Here is a 17,962-nt window from a genome sequence, read left to right as displayed (position 1 = left end):
AACAAATATACAAAAAAGTTCAATTTAATTATATCCCAAAAATTGCTTTGGAATTCTCCGTTGTTATCCTTGCTATTTCTTCAATTGGAAGATTATAAATTTCGGATAATTTTTGAGCAACTAATGTAATGTAGCTACTCTCATTTCGCTTCCCGCGATGTGGTAATGGAGCCAAATAAGGCGAATCAGTTTCCAAAACAATATGCTGTAATTCTATTTCGTTTAAAAATTGGTCTATTTTTCCGTTTTTAAAGGTGGTTACCCCTCCTATTCCGAGTTTCATTCCTAATGAAATTGCTCGTTCTGCCTGTTCTAAATCGCCAGTAAAACAATGAAAAATTCCAAATAAATCGGTTGCTTTTTCGCTTTCTAATACTTCAAATGTTTCTTCAAAAGCATCTCTACAATGGATATTTATTCCTAATTGGTATTTTTTAGCCAATTGAATTTGGTGCTGAAAAGCATGTTGTTGTTCTTTCAAAAATGATTTATCCCAAAACAAATCCATCCCGATTTCGCCAACGGCAAAAAATTTTCTTCTAGCCAATTCGGTTTCCACATGAGCCAATTCTTCTAAATAATTTTCTTTTACATAACACGGATGCAAACCCATCATTAAAAATATATTTTCAGGATATTGCGCTTCCAAATCATACATTTTTTGTGTATAGGTTGAATCAATAGACGGAACAAAAAGCCTCGTCACGCCTGCTTCTTTGGCACGCTGCATCATTTCGTTTCGGTCGTCTTGAAATTGGGAAGAATATAAATGGGTATGGGTATCGGTAAAAATCATTTTATTTTTTTAAAGTTACAAAGTTACAAACTTTATTTTCGAATTTTAATTTACTTTTGATGTATGGAAACACTACCAATTCTATTAAAAAAGGAAGGCTACCAAAAAATAAACTTCAAAGTTACTAAAACGCAACATTTGCTAATAAAAGCAAGTGTCAATGGTATTAAAGGAAACTTTATCTTGGATACGGGCGCAAGTAATAGTTGTGTAGGTTTTGAGGGTATTGAGTTATTCCAACTTACTGCTGGAAAATCAAAAACTAAAGCATCTGGGGCAGGCGCAACTGGAATGTTTACCCAATTGGCAAAAGACAATCTGTTACAAATTGGCAAGTGGAAAAATACCGAATTTCATTTAGTGATTTTCGATTTATCGCATGTTAATGAAGCGCTTGTACAACACAAAGCCAAACCCGTTCAAGGGATTATTGGTGCTGATATTCTTATCGAAGGCAAAGCAATTATTGATTACTTCAACCACTGTTTTTATTTGAAGAAAATTTAAATAAAAAATCCCACTCAGAAAAACTGAACGGGATTTAGATTCTTGCTTAGTCTGAAAGACAAAGTTATATTTACAATTCTAATGCTTTTTTAGCATCACCAAGCATCAATAATTCTAAAGGATTTTCCAATGCTTCTTTAACCGCAACTAAGAATCCAACCGATTCACGACCATCAATAATTCGGTGATCATAAGAAAGAGCCACATACATCATTGGGTGAATTTCTACTTTACCATTTACCGCAATTGGACGCTCAATAATATTGTGCATTCCTAAAATTCCAGATTGAGGAGGATTGATAATTGGAGTAGATAACATACTTCCGAAAACACCACCATTAGTAATAGTGAAGGTTCCACCTGTCATATCATCTACTGTGATTTGACCATCACGAGATTTTATTGCCAATCTTTTAATTTCGGCTTCAACACCACGGAAGGATAAATTCTCTGCGTTACGAACAACAGGAACCATCAATCCTTTTGGTCCAGAAACTGCAATTGAGATATCACAGAAATCATAAGCCGTTTTAAAATCACCATCTATCATCGAATTCACATCAGGAAACAAAGCCAAAGCTCTAGTAACTGCTTTTGTGAAAAACGACATATAGCCCAATCCTAATCCGCCATGTTTTGCTTTGAAAGCATCTTTGTATTCATTACGAATCAAGTTGATTGGCGTCATGTTTACTTCATTGAAAGTAGTTAACATGGCCGTTTCGTTTTTAGCAGCAACCAATCTTTCGGCAACTTTACGACGCAACATTGATAGTTTTGTTCTTTCAGAACCACGAGTTCCACCTGTTGGAGTTCCCATAGAAGGTGTTGCATTTACAGCATCATCTTTGGTAATTCTTCCGCCTTTTCCTGTGCCAACAACTGCTGCTGGTTGGATGTTTTTCTCGTCTAATATTTTTCTAGCAGCCGGTGATGGCGCTTGAGTAGCATAGGTTTTTTCTGCAACAGGAGCCGCCTTTGGAGCTTCTGCTTTCGGAGCTTCTGCAACAACTGGTTTTGCTTCTTCTTTTGCTGGAACATCCCCTGCTGGTTTTGCAGCGCTGGTATCAATTAAGCAAACTACAGCACCAACAGCTACAGCATCACCTTCTTCCGCTTTTAGCGTAATAATTCCGCTAGCTTCTGCAGGTAATTCAAGTGTAGCTTTATCCGAATCTACCTCAGCAATAGCTTGGTCTTTTTCAACATAATCGCCATCTTTTACTAACCAAGTTGCAATTTCAACTTCTTTAATCGATTCTCCCGGTGAAGGGACTTTCATTTCTAAAATCATTGTATTTATTTTAAATGATGAATTTTATATTATTTATTGTCGTGTTCGTTTATTATTTGTTCAATTTGAAAATGCAATTCTGGAATTCTATCTGTAATAGTAAACCAAACTACAGAATAATCCACTCCTTCATAATAATGAATAATTTTATCTCGCATTCCCGCCATTTCTTTCCAAGGAATAAAAGGATATTTATCTCTATATTCAGCATCTACTCTTTTGGATGCTTCCCCAATTATTTCAAGGCATCTTGTAAAGGCTCTTTTTAATATTTCATTTTCATAAAAATCATCCTCTAATAGATTAATAGAAGTATCCATTAAAAAATCACATTCTTTTTTAATATGTCTTAAATATTCAATATCAGATTTTGACATATTCTACTTCTTTTAAAATATAGGGTCCAATAAATTCCGAAAGTCCATTTTTGGTAACTACATCCACTTTTAAGTCTTTGAATAGTCTTTCCATCATATCGCAAAAATGAATAAATTTAAAAAAATCCATTTCTCCCTTGTTATAATCCACTAAGAAATCAATATCACTTTCACTTGTTTGCTCATTTCTAACATACGACCCAAACAAACCAATTTCATTAACACCAAAGCCTTTAATAGCGTCTTTGTTGTTTAGTATTGTTTGAAATATGTCTTGTTTGTTGAGCATTGTTTCTATTCTAATAAATTTTCTACTGAAATATCTTCATCAATTTCTTCCCAATGAATTCCTTCTCCTTTGCCAATTAATCGCCATTTATTTAATTGTTCCTGAGTAGCCTTTCTTAATCTTGGAAACCATTCTAATGGGATTGCTAATTCTCTTCCATCTTCTAAAAATAAAATAATTTTAGAATTTTCAAAAGCAATATTTATTGCGTTTTTCGATTTGTTAATTGTTACGAAACTCATCTTACAAATTTACATTTTTAGCCCTGATAGAAGCGAAAATCCTTTTGATTTTTTTTGCTAGTTTTTGTTGATAAAAAAGAGCGACCCAAGAAGCTCCTTTTTTAGCTTACAAAAACAGTAAAAAAAATTAAAAGATTGAAGCGAATAGCAGGATTAGCTCCTTAAAAAAATTATCTAAATAAATTTTTATCAAAAACCATTCTAATAGCATCGGCATGACGTCTTCTATCTCGAGTGCTGCTTCCTGCTGCTGGTGCTGCATAAGCTTTAAGCGATGCTAATCTCCATTTTACTAAATCGAAATTCATCAACATAAAACTATAAGCTCCCATGTTTTTAGGCTCTTCTTGTGCCCAAACGTAATCATCGGCATTTGGATAACTAGCAATAATAGCTTTCAACTGCTCTACTGGCAATGGAAACAATTGCTCAATCCGAACCAAAGCTACATCATTTCTTTCTAAATTTCCTCTTTCTGCAAGAATATCATAATAGAATTTTCCAGTACAGAAAACTACAGTTTTTACTTTTTTCTTGTCTACTGAATTGTCGTCAATAGTTTCTTGAAATTCCCCGTTGTATAAATCTTCTTGTGTTGACACACAAAGCGGATGACGCAATAAACTTTTTGGTGTAAATACTACCAATGGCTTACGGAACTTGGTTTTCATTTGTCTACGCAACAAGTGGTAGAAATTGGCTGGCGTGGTACAATCGGCAACGTACATATTATGACGCGCACAAAGTTGTAAATAACGCTCCATTCTAGCAGATGAATGCTCTGCGCCTTGTCCTTCGTATCCGTGAGGCAATAAAAGAACAATTCCGTTTTGGTTGTTCCATTTGTCTTCACCACAAGAGATGTATTGGTCCAACATGATTTGACATCCGTTAGAAAAATCTCCAAATTGTGCTTCCCAAATAGTTAATGTTTTTGGGGATGCTAGGGCGTATCCATAATCAAATCCTAAAACTCCGTATTCGGATAATAAGGAATTGTAAATTTGGAATTTTCCTTTGCTGTTTTTTAATGTATCTAAAAGAATTACTTCTTCTTCGCTATCTTCAACTTTTACTACGGCATGGCGGTGTGAAAAAGTTCCTCTTTCAACATCTTGTCCGGAAACACGCACATTATATCCTTCATGTAATAAGGATCCATAAGCCAAGGTTTCGGCAGTCCCCCAATCGATAACATTATTATCGTACATGGTTTTTCTGTCGTTAACAATTTTAGAAATTTTATTTATGAATTTTTTGTCCGAAGGCAAAGAAGAAATTTGCGTTGCTATTTCGGTTAATTGTTTTTTATCAAATTTTGTGTCAAACTTTTGAAGCATAACATCGTCAGAAACTTGTTCGAAACCATTCCATTCATCTTGCATAAATGGCTTGATAATGGTTAAATCTTTCTTACGAGAAGCTTGTAAATTTTCATCCAAACGTTCTTTGTAATCGTTTTCTATTTTGGTTAAATAGGCAGCATCTACAATTCCGTCTTTAATCAATTTTTCGGCATAAATATCTCTAGGATTTTGATGCTTAGCAATTATTTTATATAAAACAGGTTGTGTAAAACGTGGTTCGTCACCTTCGTTATGACCGTATTTTCTGTAACCTAATAAATCAATAAACACATCACGACCAAATTCCATTCGGAAATCTAATGCAAACAACATGGCATGAACCACGGCTTCGGCATCATCTGCATTGACGTGAAGAACTGGAGACAAAGTCACTTTAGCCACATCCGTGCAATAAACAGACGAACGAGCGTCTTGGTAATTGGTAGTAAAGCCAACTTGGTTGTTGATTACGATATGAATGGTTCCACCGGTTTTGTATCCGTCTAATTGTGCCATTTGAACAATTTCGTATACAATTCCTTGTCCAGCAACTGCGGCATCTCCGTGAACGGCAATTGGCAATACTTTAGAGAAATCATTTGGAAAAAGACGGTCTTGTTTAGCACGCGTAATTCCTTCAATTACGGCTCCAACAGTTTCTAAATGCGAAGGATTTGGAGCTAAGTTTAGATTGATTTTTTTACCTGACTCAGTAGTTCTTTCGGAGGTTAATCCTAAATGGTATTTTACATCACCGTCAAAATATTCTTGATCGTAATCTTTTCCGTCAAATTCTGAAAAAATATCTTGGGTATTTTTACCAAATATATTAGCTAAAATATTCAATCTACCTCGGTGCGCCATTCCCATTACGAAATGTTCTACACCTTTTTCAGCAGCAGCTTCAATTAAAGCATCAAGTGCTGGAATTATACTTTCCCCTCCCTCAAGAGAGAACCTTTTTTGACCTACGTATTTAGTGTGAAGAAAGTTTTCAAACGAAACTGCTTCGTTTAATTTTCCAAGAATGTGCTTTTTTTGATTGGCATCAAAACTAGGAAGGTTATCGTTGACATTCAATTTATTTTGAATCCACTGAATCACTTCCGGTTTTCTCATATACATGTATTCAATACCAATGTGTTGGCAATACACTTTTTTAAGATGAGAAAGTATGTCTTTTAAGGTAGAAGGTTGGTGTCCTAAAACTTTAGCGGCATCAAAAACCGTATTCAAATCGGCGTCCGAAAGGTTGAAATTAACCAAATCCAAATTTGGCTCGTAAGTTCTTCTATCGCGCACAGGATTGGTCTCAGTAAATAAATGACCTCTAGTTCTATAGCCATCAATAAGTTTAAGAACATTAAATTCTTTTTGTAACTTTTCAGACACTTGGCCATTATCGGTAGAGGTTGCTACATAATTGGCAATTTGTGTCCCAGAAGTCTCTTCGTTATAGGTTTCCATTCCAAAATCGAAACCTTGAAAAAATGCTCTCCAGCTTGGCTCTACGCTGTCTGGATTTTCAATATATTGATCGTATAATTGTGCGAAAAACTCGGTGTGTGCTGCGTTTAAGAAAGAAAACCTATCCATATTTTTTTATATAAGTAATCGTGTAGTTGAAAAAATTTATGCAAAAGTAAAATATTTATAACAATCTTTCTATGTTTTTACTACTTTTATATCGCTAAATAAATATATACATCCCTATGGAAAAGAATTCTGTAAAAATTTTAACAAAAACGTTAACAATTTTATTTTTTATCGGAACTAGTATTGGTATTTATGGACAAACAGCTGCTTCTGCTGCTCCTAAAAATGATTTTTGGAAACACGTACAATTTGGGGGAGGTTTTGGCGTAAGTGTTGGCTCTGGATTTACCGATGTAACGGTTGCCCCGAGTGCAATTTACAACCTCAATCACTATGTTTCTATTGGTGCCGGATTGCAAGGAAGTATTGTTTCGCAAAAGGATTTTTATAGTTCCGCTATTTATGGCTTAAATGTCATTACTCTCTTCAATCCTGTAGAGGAATTACAAATTTCATTAGAAGTAGAGCAAGTGCGGGTAAACAATACCTTTAGAAATCCAACAAAAGGCACCTTAAAAGATAATTTTTGGAATACCGGATTGTTTATCGGTGGAGGTTATCGAACGGATAATGTTACTGTTGGTATGCGGTACAACCTTTTGTTTAATAAAGACAAAAACGTATATAGTGATGCTTTGATGCCGTTTATTAGAGTTTATTTTTAGTACCTACTCCTAAACCAAACTTTCATCCATTCCCGTTTTAAAACCAAGAAAGCCACTTGTTGGGATAATTCCATGATATCCGAACCATCCAGTTTTTTTACTTGATCTTCTGGAACATCAACAATGTAAAGCAAACTTAAATATTCGGCAAATTTATACTGAATCAATCGGTAGATTTTTTCATGAAGTTGGGCTTTCAACTCTTCTGGGAGGAGATCAATAGGCAAATCTATAGGTTCATTTGCAAAGTTAAAATCCTTGTTTAACTGTTCAATCAGTTTAACATACAAGTTTTCTTTTTCGGCTTCCGAAAGTAAATTATCTGTGGAAATTGGAGCTACATACATGTTAAATTCCAAAATTAAAATTCCAAATTCCAAACTTTAAAAAAGAGTCCCATTGGAATTTGGGATTTAAAAAATTGGATTTTCTATTATACATTTCTATTCATTAAATTTTCGCCAAAAGCCCGCAACATGCTTTTTTTGTCCGAAGATATATTCATTTTTTCTAAAGTTTCAAATGCCTTCAAGGTAAAATCTTGGATGGCTTGTTGTGTGGCACTTGAAGCACCTGAAGCATTGAAAATCTCTTTTACGGAAGTAATTTTATCTACATTATCCGGAGGATGAATAGAGAAAAGATGCATCAATTGGTTTTTTTGGTTTTCATCCGAAAAAGCAATCGCCTTTAAGTACAAATAGGTTTTTTTGTTTTCAATAATATCCCCACCTACTTGCTTACCGAAAGTTTCCGGGTCGCCAAAAGCATCCAAATAATCGTCTTGCAATTGAAATGCCAGACCTAAATTTAATCCAAAATTATAAATCAAATCCGCGTTTTCTGTGGTAGTTTCAGCAACAATAGCTCCCATTTTCATAGCAGCTGCGACTAAAACTGCCGTTTTATATTCAATCATTTTTAGATATTCGGGAATCGTAACATCGTCTCTAGTTTCAAAATCAACATCGTATTGCTGTCCTTCACAAACTTCCAGCGCTGTTTTACTAAACAATTTGGCTAATTCTCTAAAGATTTTTGGTTCGTATTCTTCAAAATGTTGGTAGGCCAAAATCAGCATGGCATCTCCAGATAGAATTCCGGTATTGATGTTCCATTTTTCGTGCACGGTTTCGTTGCCTCTTCGCAAAGGTGCATCGTCCATAATATCATCATGAACCAAAGAAAAATTATGAAATACCTCAATAGCCGTTGCTGCTGCTAATGCCTTTTTGCAATCTATATCAAAAACTTCGGCTGCCATTAAGGTCAAAATCGGACGCATTCTTTTTCCACCAAGAGATAAAATATATTCAATTGGTTCGTAAAGATTTTTAGGATCTTTAGTCAAATGTAATTCTGAAAAATAATCGGTAATAAGTTCTTGATAATGGGAAATTGCGTGCATTTTTTATAGTTGTGCGTTGTAAGTTTTTATGTTGTGAGTTTTATTATCGCAAAAATACTAATTAAAACTTTCACAACCTATAACCTATAACCTACAACTTCTTAAATGTTAAATTTATCAAAATACTTTGGAAACTATTTTAGTATTTAAAGTTTCCAAGGTATCTTTGCACTCGAAATAACAGAACATGAAAGATAAAATAATGTCCAAAGCGAGTGATTTATTCTTAAAACTTGGTTTTAAAAGTGTCACTATGGATGATATTGCTGGAGAAATGTGCATTTCTAAAAAAACAATTTACAAGTACTTTTGCAATAAAGAAATATTAATTGAGGAAAGCACTGCAATGGTTCATGCCGAAATTCACACTATTATTGCCAAGATTATCGACAAGAAACACAATGCAATTGAAGAAAATTTCGAAATACGAAAGATGTTTAAAGAAATGTTTAAATCGGCAGACACATCACCAATTTATCAAATGAAAAAACATTATCCTGAAATCTATACAAAAGTAATATCCCGAGAAATGGAAGAGTGCAACACTCTTTTTAAGCAAAATATTGACAAAGGAATCGAAGAGGGTTTGTATCGAAAAGAGATTGGTGTAGAAAATTATATTAAATTTTATTACACTTTAATCTTTAGCATCAAAGAACAAATTAGCTCTGAAAAAGAAGGGCAAAAAATAGAATTAGAAATATTAGAATACCACACTAGAGCGATGGCAACGACCAAAGGAATACTTGAACTTGAAAAACAATTACAAAATTACAACCACTAATGAAAAAACTTTTTATTATCCCCTTATTCGTTTTTGCACTTGCTGCTCAATCGCAAGAGGCAAAGCAAATTTATAATTTTAGTTTAGAACAAGCAATTTCACATGCTTTGACTAACAACAGAAGTGAAATAAATGCTGGAAGAGACATTGAAATTGCGAAAAAGAAAAAATGGGAAACCACTGCTATGGGTTTGCCTCAAATAAATGGAGCAGTAAACTATCAAGACAACTTTAAATTGCAAACATCACTATTGCCAGCGCAAATTTTTGGTGGTCCTGCGGGAGAATTCGCTGAAGTTACTTTTGGAACCAAGCACAATGGTGGCGGTAGTTTATCCTTAACACAATTAATTTTTGATGGATCGTATATAGTAGCGCTTCAGGCTTCTAAAACGTATCTTCAATTTTATGAAAACTACAAAGTAAAAACAGATTCAGAAGTTAAAGAAATGATAATCAATGCTTATGGTAATGTTTTATTAGCAGACGAAAGTGTTCAAATTTTGCAAAAAAATAAAGTAATATTAGAGAAAACCCTTTTTGATACCGATCAAACCTATAAAAATGGTCTTATTGAAGAAGAAAATGTCGAGCAGTTAAAAATCACCTTATCTTCTGTAAATAGTAACTTGAATTATGTTACCCGATTAAAAGAAATTAGTATGAAAATGCTAAAAGTAAATTTAGGAATCGACATTGATGCTGCGCTTACTTTATCCGATAAACTAGAACTATTAGCACAAAACAATTTGGATTTGGCTTTAAAATCTGCGGAATTTGATCCAAAAGGAAATATCAATTACCTAATTTCTCAAAATTTTGTAGATCAACGTAATTTAGAAATGAAATTACAAAAAAGTAAAGCCTTGCCAACCTTAGCCGCAGGAGTGAATTTTGGATATAATTCTTTTGGAAATACCTTTTCATTTTTCAATTCTAGCCAACGGTATTTTAATTATTCCAATCTTGGGATAAGTTTAAACGTGCCTTTATTTAGCAGTTTTGCTCGAAGTGCTAGAACGCAACAAGCAAAAATAGCATTAGAAAAAGCAAAAACCGATTTAACCGATGCCGAACAAAAACTAAAACTCGGTTATCAAAATGCCAAAAGCAATTATGAATACAGCATTGAACAATACAACAGTTCAAAAGAAAATTTAAAATTAGCAGAACGTATCGAGAAAAAACAACAAATCAAATTCAAAGAAGGACTTTCAAGTAGTTTTGATTTTACGGAAGCCCAGCGTCAATTATACACTTCCCAACAAAGTTATTTACAGACTATGGTGGATGTAATCAGTAAAAAAGCAGCATTAGAAAAAGTAATCGGAAACAAATAATATAGTAAAACTCTTTATAAAAATGAAAAAAATAATCCTAATTTCCACATTCTCAATACTAATCTTTTCTTGCGGAAAGAAAGAAGACAACACAAATATTGATAGCATAATTGCTTCCAAAAACGTTACCGCCCTTCAAGCAAAAAAAGCATTAATTCAGGCCGATTTAGCAAAAATTGATGATGCTTTAGCAACATTGGATGTTAAAAAAGACGAAGCATTAGTTTCGGTTTTAGAAGTAAACGATACTACTTTTACGCATTATCTTGAAGTACAAGGAAGTGTAAATACAAAAGAAAATATTTTAGTACAACCAGAATTTCAGGGAACTTTAGTAGCATTAAACGTAAAAGCAGGTCAACAAGTTTCGAAAGGACAAGTTTTAGGTCGTGTAGATGATGCAGGTTTGAGCCAGCAAGTAGCAAGTTTAGAAAACCAATATGCTCTAGCAAAAACCACTTTCGAACGCCAGAAAAATCTTTGGAATCAAAAAATTGGTTCTGAAATTCAGTATTTACAAGCACAAACACAAATGATTTCTGCTCAAAGAGGTGTTGCTCAAATCAAAGCACAATTAAATAAAACAGTAATAAAAGCACCATTTAGTGGAACTATTGATGATGTTTTTGTTGAAAAAGGACAAGTTGTTGCACCAAGCGCTCAAGGATTGCTGCGAATTGTGAATTTAAATAATATGTACGTTTCTACCACTGTGCCAGAAACCTATATTGGGAAACTTAAAGTGGGTACCGAAGTAGAGGTTTTCTTAACTTCTCTAGGAAAAACCTACAAAGGAAAAGTGCGTCAGGTGGCAAGTTTTGTAAACCCAAGCAATAGAAGTTTTGGTATAGAAGTAAGCGTTCCGAATCCAGAAAATTTATTGCGTCCAAATCAAGTTGCTAAACTTAAAATCACCGATTACGTTAGTAAAAATGCTATTGTAGTACCTACTAATGTGGTACAAGAAGATGGTAAAGGAGACAAATTTGTATTTATTGCAACCGAAATAAATGGCAAAACAGGTATTGCTAAAAAAGTGATTGTAAGCACTGGAAAATCATCCGATAATGTAACCGAAATTGTTAGTGGTTTAACTGCAAAAGATGTTATCGTTACCGAAGGTGTAAATACAATCTCCGAAGGAATGAAATTGAATTTCTAAAAAAAGTTTAGTAGTTTAAAAGTTTAGTAGTTTAGTTAAAACTAAACAGCATCCTAAACTTTTAAACTTATAAACTTATAAACTAAAAATATGAGTCACAAAAACAAAGAATTTAGCATATCGAGTTGGGCGGTTGACAATCGGGTTACGGTGTATATCTTAACCTTATTGATAGTTGTAACGGGAATTATTGCCTATGTTACCATGCCCCGAGAAGATTTTCCGGAAATTATTGAAAATAAAGTATATATCTCATCTGTGTTTCCTGGAAACTCTGCCGAAGATGTAGAGAAATTAGTCATTAAACCTTTAGAAAAAGAGTTTAAAAACATTTCTGGTGTAGAAAAAATTACTTCAAGTTCGTTTCAAGATTATGGAATGATTGTGGTAGAATTTTCTGATAAAGTAACCATTGATGCGGCCAAAACCAAAATTAAAGACAAGGTAGATGTGGTAAAAGCCGATACCAATTGGCCTAATTTAGATAATGGAAGCAAGGTAGAACCAAATGTTTTTGAATTGAATATTTCGGAAGAAGTGCCAATTTTGAACATCAACCTAGAGGGGAATTATACCACGCAACAACTTAAAAAATATGGTGAATTGCTTCAAGATGATATTGAGGAAGTTCCCGAAGTGAAAAAAGTGGACATTCTAGGGGTGGATGACAAAGAGGTAGAAATTGCAGTGGATATTTTCAAAATGACCGCAGCCCAAGTCACTTTTGATGAAATTCAAAATGCAGTTAAATACGAAAACATGACGCTTTCCGGCGGAAATTTAGTATCCCAAGGATCCCGAAACAACATTAGAATTGTTGGGGAAATTCAAGACCCTAAAGAACTGGAGAACATCATCGTGAAATCGTATGGCGGAACCGTTTACTTAAAAGACATAGCAGTTGTAAGTTTTAAAGAAAAAGAAAAAACAACTTATGCACGTGAAAAAGGAACTGAAGTAGTAATGCTTAACGTAAAAAAACGTGCTAGCCAAAACATGATTTCGGCGATTGAACAGGTAAAAGAAAAACTGGAAAAAGCAAAAATCACCTATTTACCTTCCGACTTAAAAATAGAACTTACTAACGACCAATCGTCACGTGTAGAACATCAGGTGAGTGAACTTTCCAACCACATTATCTTCGGAATTGTGCTGGTAATGATTGTTTTGATGTTTACCATGGGATTACGAAATTCCTTGTTTGTTGGAGCTGCAATTCCGTTATCGATGTTGATGGCATTTACCATTCTTTCGGCATTGGGATTGACTTTAAACACAATGGTTTTGTTTGGCTTAGTTATGGGATTAGGAATGCTGGTTGACGACGGAATTGTAGTGGTCGACAACGTTTTTGCCAACATGAAAAAAGGACTGAACCGCGTTCAAGCCTCCAAAATTGGTATTGGTGAAATCGCTTGGCCGGTAATTTCTTCAACGGCTACAACCCTTATGGCATTTTTGCCATTTGCACTTTGGCCCGGAACTATGGGTAAATTCATGAAATACTTCCCTATTACATTAACTATTACTTTATCGGCTTCGTTATTTGTGGCGATGGTTGTGAATGCAGCCATGACGGGTGGTTCAATGGATATTGAAGATAAAAATGTGACTAAAAAATCGGCAAAAAAATATTCCATAATTTTTACTGTAATTGGTTTTATTTTTGTTTTACTTGGAAATATCTACGATTCGACTTTTGCAAAAGCCATCGGACATTTAGCGATAATTTCATTGGGATTAATGTGGTTGTATAAAATCAAAATATACCAATGGACACAAGATTTTCAACATAGTTTTTTTCCAAGAATGGAAGAAAAATACAAAGTGTTTTTAGGTAAAATTCTAACTGGTAAAGCATCTTGGATTGCTCTTGGAGCCATCATTGGAATGTTAATTTTCTCTTTTGTTTTATTGGGAATTTTTCCAAGAAAAGTATTGTTCTTCCCAGAAAACATCCCAAGGCAGGTAATAACCTATATTGAATATCCGCAAGGAACCGACATTCAAAAAACCGATAAAGCCACTCTTTTTGTAGAAAAACAAGTAATTTCTATTCTTAGCAAATATATTGAAGATCCTAAAACCAATAAAAACTTCTTGGCAGAATCGATTGTTTCCCAAGTTGGAAAAGGTGCTGGTAATCCAAATTTAGATGCAGGATCGGCTTCGGAAACTCCTTATAAAGGTAAAGTAACCGTGAATTTCTCGGAGTTTAAATTCCGAAGAGGCATCAACACAACAGATGTTCTAGAAGAAATTCGAAGCAAAGTAAAAGGTATTGCAGGCGCAAAAGTTACGGTAGAAAAAGATGCCAACGGTCCACCTGCTGGATATCCAATTAGTATCCAATTAACAGGAACCGATTATGATGTGATGCTTAAAGAAGCAGCAAAAATGATCACGTTTATCGATTCTAAAAATATTGCTGGAATCGAACGATTGAATGTAGATGTCAATAAAGAAAGTCCGGAACTAGAAGTAAAAGTCGATCGTGTTAACGCCGGAAGTTTGGGAGTTTCTACAGGACAATTGGGTTTCAACTTGCGTCGTTCGGTTTATGGTCAAGAAATTTCAACTTATAAAGAAGGAGATGACGATTATAAAATTACGATGCGTATGCAAGACGACCAACGTAAGAACGAAAACATCTTGTTCAACCAATCGTTAACTTTCAGAAATCAGAACAACGGACAAATAGTGCAAGTGCCTATTTCTGCTATTTCTCAAACCGAAAAAACGACAACTTATAATCAAATCAAAAGAAAAAATCAGAAACGAATAATGACTATTTATTCTAATGTTTTAACTGGTTATAATGGCGATGCGCTTACCAAACAAATTCAAACCGAATTAAAAGGATACGAATTAGCAAAAGGAACTACTTATTCCTTCTCTGGAGTTCAAGAAGAACAAGGAAAAAACCAAAGTTTCTTGATGTATGCCTTGTTTTTAGCCTTGGCTGGAATTACGGTTATTATTGTTTTGCAATTTAATTCTGTTTCAAAAACTATGGTGATTTTATTTACGGTAATACTAAGTTTTAGTGGTGTATTTTATGGATACGTAATTGCCAATATGGATTTCGTGATCTTAATGACCATGATGGGAATTATATCCTTGGCGGGAATTGTAGTGAAAAACGGAATTGTATTAATGGATTTCTTTGTATTATTATTAGACAAGAAAGTTGCCGATAAACATTTAGAAAGCCATGACGATTTATCTTTAGAAGAAATAAAAGAAGTAATTATTGAGTCTGGAAAATCGCGTTTACGTCCGGTTTTATTAACTGCCTTAACTGCCGTTTTAGGATTAATTCCGTTAGCGATTGGGTTGAACTTTGACTTCTTCTCCTTAATTACCGACTTGAATCCGCACTTGTTTATGGGTGGTGACAATGTAATGTTTTGGGGACCTTTAGCCTGGACCATCATCTTCGGATTAACCTATGCTACGGTATTAACTCTGGTTATGGTTCCGGTAATGTTCTACCTGGTAAAAAGAACCAAATATTGGTTACGCGACAGAAGACAAGCAAGACTTAGTACGGAAGAATAATCTAAATATTGGTTAAACTAAAAAGGTCGTTTCAAATTAATGAAACGACCTTTTTTATATTTAAAATAGATTGAAATTACTTCAATAAACTATCCAATTTTTCTTGCAATTGAGGGTCAGATGGTCTTGGAGCATCCGCATTAATTACAATTCCTTTAGGATCAATTAAGATAAATCTCGGAATAGAATTAATTCCAAAAGAGGTAATAAATTCGGAATTCCAGTTTTTATCTGCAAATAATTGAATGCCTCCTAATTGTTTATCTGTTACAAATTTTTTCCATTTATCATGATCTTTATCTTCATCCACAGAAATACTTACAAAAGCAATATTTTTACCTTTATATTTTTCCTCTATTCTTGCTAATGAAGGAATTTCTCCTCTACAAGGTCCGCACCAAGTAGCCCACACATCTATATAAACATACTTCCCTCTTAAATCTTCTAGTTTAGTTTTTCCTCCTGCAAAATTTTCATAATTAAAAGTTGGAGCAACCGAACCATTAATTTTTGCCATTTTCATAACTACGTCAAACTGTGCTTGCATGTTTTTGCTTTCACTCTCTACCAATTTATTGGCTTCTTTAACAAAATCAGTATCAAATCCTCCTGAATCTAACTTATCTTTAAATTCCTTTTTGAAACTTTCAATTAAGCCTGCAAAAGATTTTTCGTCTTTAGCCTCACTCATTTTAGCCTCGTATTTTTCATTCACAAGTGATTTTTGGGCTAAATAATTATTTTCTTTTTCTCCTTTTCCGGTATAAAAAATACTTTCGTCAAAATTTTGAGCATCCATTTTAAGCGAAATATTGAATCCATTTTTTAAATATACAATTGTATATTCTGAACCATCAAATAAAAGATACAATCCCGATTCAACAGAAAAAGAACTAGTAAACATCCCCTTGTCGTTGACTTTTATTTCTTTAAGAGTTTTGCCTTCAGGAGTTTTGATAAAAATTGCATCTCCATTTCTATTGGCAATATCAGCATGAAAAGTGACCTTATCTTGAGCAAGGCCGGTATTTGCCAAAATTATAGCAAATAAAACAAACACTATTTTCTTCATATTATCAATTTTAAAATTTTATAAAACCAAAAGTAACTAATTTTATTTAGGAGTATTTCTTTATTAAGAAAATTTTTAGTATTTATTTCGTTGGAAGTTTTTTTTATTATGCACTAGAGTTTATTGAAAGCTTAGCAAAGCATACTATCAATCCATTGACAATAAAATTATTATTTCATAAAATAAGGCTAATTGTAGACTACGAAAAAAACATAATAATTTTGGAATTAAATCCAATAAAATTATAATAATTTTAGATTAAAATCTAATAAAACCATAATTATTTTAGAATATATAGAAATTTATTTACTTTTGTAGGATATAAAATCAACTTTGTATGATTCGAAGAGAACAAACAAACTTTGCCAAAGCAAGATTATTCAAAGGAAAAGCACTACTCGTTTTTGGACCAAGGCAAGTAGGGAAAACTACTTTTGTTGAAAATTTAATTGCCGACTTAAATAAGAAAACGCTTTTTCTTAACGGAGACGAATCGGATGTGCTTGTTTTATTTGAAAACCCAAACGCGAGTAAACTAAAGAATATCATTGGTGACAACGAAATTCTGGTTATTGATGAAGCGCAACGTATTACAAATATTGGTATTGTTATTAAAATTATTGTAGACCAAATAAAAACGGTGCAAGTAATAGCTACGGGTTCTTCTAGTTTTGAATTGGCAAACAAACTAAATGAACCATTAACCGGAAGAAAATACGAACTATTTTTGTTTCCAATTGCATTTAGCGAAATGGTTGAACACAATGGTTTGTTAGAAGAAAAAAGAGCCTTAGAACAAAGGCTTATATATGGTAATTATCCCGAAATAATAACAAATTCAATAGATGCTAAAGAGCATGTAAAATTGATAGCCAACAGTTATTTATATAAAGATTTGTTTTTGTTAGAGCAAATAGCAAAACCTGTTTTACTTCAAAAAATCGTCAAAGCACTTGCGCTTCAAGTTGGTAGCGAGGTAAATTACAATGAACTCTCGAGACTCATTCAAATAGATAATAAAACAATTGAAAAATATATTGATCTTCTTGAAAAAGCATTTGTGATTTTTAAACTTCCGGCTTTATCCAGCAACATCAGAAATGAAATAAAAAAAGGCAAAAAAATCTATTTTTATGACAACGGAATTATCAATGCGGTTACAGGAAATTTCAACCCATTGTCTCAAAGAACCGATATTGGTAGTCTATGGGAAAACTACATCATTAGCGAACGTATTAAATATCTAAACATTCAACAAAATGAAGCAATCTCCTATTTTTGGAGAACAACACAACAACAGGAAATAGATTATATTGAAAAAAAGGGGGAACAAATTTTAGCATGCGAAATAAAATGGAACGTTAAAGCCAAAAATAAAATACCCGTAACGTTTTCAGGAAATTATGCTAATGTAAAATCCGAAATAATTACACCTATTACTTATGAAGAATTCTTATTATAAATGACACGAATAGTTAATCGTTAATTTGGAAGTTTTTTATTCTTTCATATATTCATATTAA

The 17,962-nt window shown here is 33.4% G+C and carries 16 protein-coding genes; 7 read left to right on the top strand and 9 right to left on the bottom strand.

Annotation, left to right across the window (positions count from 1 at the left end; genetic code table 11):
- Window positions 1-28: 28 nt before the first annotated feature.
- Window positions 29-796, bottom strand: a complete 768-nt coding sequence (locus tag ACIQ2J_RS10800) for a TatD family hydrolase (RefSeq protein WP_396169589.1) — start codon at window positions 794-796, stop codon at window positions 29-31.
- A gap of 63 nt (window positions 797-859) precedes the next feature.
- Here ACIQ2J_RS10800 and ACIQ2J_RS10795 point away from each other — a divergent pair, with 63 nt between their 5' ends.
- Window positions 860-1,303 carry a retropepsin-like aspartic protease gene (locus ACIQ2J_RS10795; protein ID WP_396169587.1) on the top strand — a complete coding sequence of 148 codons (444 nt, stop codon included), beginning with the start codon at window positions 860-862 and terminating at the stop codon, window positions 1,301-1,303.
- A 70-nt stretch (window positions 1,304-1,373) separates the two neighbouring features.
- Here the strand turns inward: ACIQ2J_RS10795 and odhB are convergent, their stop codons facing one another.
- The 5 genes from odhB to ACIQ2J_RS10770 form a co-directional block, all read right to left on the bottom strand.
- Window positions 1,374-2,597, bottom strand: a complete 1,224-nt coding sequence (odhB, locus tag ACIQ2J_RS10790; protein WP_396169584.1) for a 2-oxoglutarate dehydrogenase complex dihydrolipoyllysine-residue succinyltransferase — start codon at window positions 2,595-2,597, stop codon at window positions 1,374-1,376.
- Window positions 2,598-2,626: 29 nt separating this feature from the next.
- Window positions 2,627-2,974 (bottom strand): DUF86 domain-containing protein, encoded by a 348-nt coding sequence (locus ACIQ2J_RS10785; protein ID WP_396169582.1) that lies wholly within the window; start codon window positions 2,972-2,974, stop codon window positions 2,627-2,629.
- Entirely contained in the window at window positions 2,961-3,263 is a 303-nt protein-coding gene (locus ACIQ2J_RS10780; protein ID WP_396169580.1) for a nucleotidyltransferase family protein, read from the bottom strand. The genes ACIQ2J_RS10785 and ACIQ2J_RS10780 overlap by 14 nt, the downstream gene beginning before the upstream one ends.
- Before the next feature lie 5 nt (window positions 3,264-3,268).
- Window positions 3,269-3,505 (bottom strand): DUF2442 domain-containing protein, encoded by a 237-nt coding sequence (locus tag ACIQ2J_RS10775; RefSeq protein ID WP_396169578.1) that lies wholly within the window; start codon window positions 3,503-3,505, stop codon window positions 3,269-3,271.
- Between the two features lie 170 nt (window positions 3,506-3,675).
- Window positions 3,676-6,447, bottom strand: coding sequence for a 2-oxoglutarate dehydrogenase E1 component (locus ACIQ2J_RS10770; protein ID WP_396169576.1), 2,772 nt, complete (start codon window positions 6,445-6,447; stop codon window positions 3,676-3,678).
- 116 nt (window positions 6,448-6,563) lie between these two features.
- Between ACIQ2J_RS10770 and ACIQ2J_RS10765 the strand changes: the two genes are divergently transcribed.
- Window positions 6,564-7,112: a hypothetical protein gene (locus tag ACIQ2J_RS10765; RefSeq protein WP_396169574.1), complete on the top strand. Its 549-nt coding sequence runs from the start codon at window positions 6,564-6,566 to the stop codon at window positions 7,110-7,112.
- Here ACIQ2J_RS10765 and ACIQ2J_RS10760 read toward each other — a convergent pair.
- Window positions 7,109-7,459 (bottom strand): hypothetical protein, encoded by a 351-nt coding sequence (locus ACIQ2J_RS10760; protein WP_396169625.1) that lies wholly within the window; start codon window positions 7,457-7,459, stop codon window positions 7,109-7,111. The two genes, ACIQ2J_RS10765 and ACIQ2J_RS10760, sit on opposite strands and share 4 nt — an antisense overlap.
- 86 nt (window positions 7,460-7,545) lie before the next feature.
- On the bottom strand, window positions 7,546-8,520 hold the full coding sequence (locus ACIQ2J_RS10755; protein WP_396169572.1) for a polyprenyl synthetase family protein: 975 nt from the start codon (window positions 8,518-8,520) through the stop codon (window positions 7,546-7,548).
- Between the two features lie 187 nt (window positions 8,521-8,707).
- On the opposite strand from ACIQ2J_RS10755, the gene ACIQ2J_RS10750 reads away from it, so the two are divergent.
- The 4 genes from ACIQ2J_RS10750 (at window position 8,708) to ACIQ2J_RS10735 (ending at window position 15,367) form a co-directional block, all read left to right on the top strand.
- Window positions 8,708-9,304, top strand: a complete 597-nt coding sequence (locus tag ACIQ2J_RS10750) for a TetR/AcrR family transcriptional regulator (RefSeq protein WP_396169570.1) — start codon at window positions 8,708-8,710, stop codon at window positions 9,302-9,304.
- A complete protein-coding gene (locus ACIQ2J_RS10745) occupies window positions 9,304-10,644 on the top strand; it encodes a TolC family protein (protein ID WP_396169568.1) in 1,341 nt (446 codons plus the stop codon). The genes ACIQ2J_RS10750 and ACIQ2J_RS10745 overlap by 1 nt, the downstream gene beginning before the upstream one ends.
- A 22-nt stretch (window positions 10,645-10,666) precedes the next feature.
- On the top strand, window positions 10,667-11,806 hold the full coding sequence (locus ACIQ2J_RS10740) for an efflux RND transporter periplasmic adaptor subunit (RefSeq protein WP_396169566.1): 1,140 nt from the start codon (window positions 10,667-10,669) through the stop codon (window positions 11,804-11,806).
- 90 nt (window positions 11,807-11,896) lie between these two features.
- Window positions 11,897-15,367: an efflux RND transporter permease subunit gene (locus tag ACIQ2J_RS10735; RefSeq protein ID WP_396169564.1), complete on the top strand. Its 3,471-nt coding sequence runs from the start codon at window positions 11,897-11,899 to the stop codon at window positions 15,365-15,367.
- A gap of 76 nt (window positions 15,368-15,443) precedes the next feature.
- On the opposite strand, the gene ACIQ2J_RS10730 is transcribed toward ACIQ2J_RS10735, so the two are convergent.
- Window positions 15,444-16,439, bottom strand: coding sequence for a TlpA family protein disulfide reductase (locus ACIQ2J_RS10730; RefSeq protein ID WP_396169561.1), 996 nt, complete (start codon window positions 16,437-16,439; stop codon window positions 15,444-15,446).
- A gap of 337 nt (window positions 16,440-16,776) precedes the next feature.
- Between ACIQ2J_RS10730 and ACIQ2J_RS10725 the strand changes: the two genes are divergently transcribed.
- Window positions 16,777-17,901 carry an ATP-binding protein gene (locus ACIQ2J_RS10725; RefSeq protein ID WP_396169559.1) on the top strand — a complete coding sequence of 375 codons (1,125 nt, stop codon included), beginning with the start codon at window positions 16,777-16,779 and terminating at the stop codon, window positions 17,899-17,901.
- Window positions 17,902-17,962: the final 61 nt, after the last annotated feature.

Origin of the sequence: Flavobacterium sp. (assembly GCF_044357305.1) — a bacterium.
In the GTDB taxonomy this organism is placed as follows: Bacteria; Bacteroidota; Bacteroidia; order Flavobacteriales; family Flavobacteriaceae; genus Flavobacterium.
This window is presented reverse-complemented; position numbering and strand designations above follow the sequence as displayed.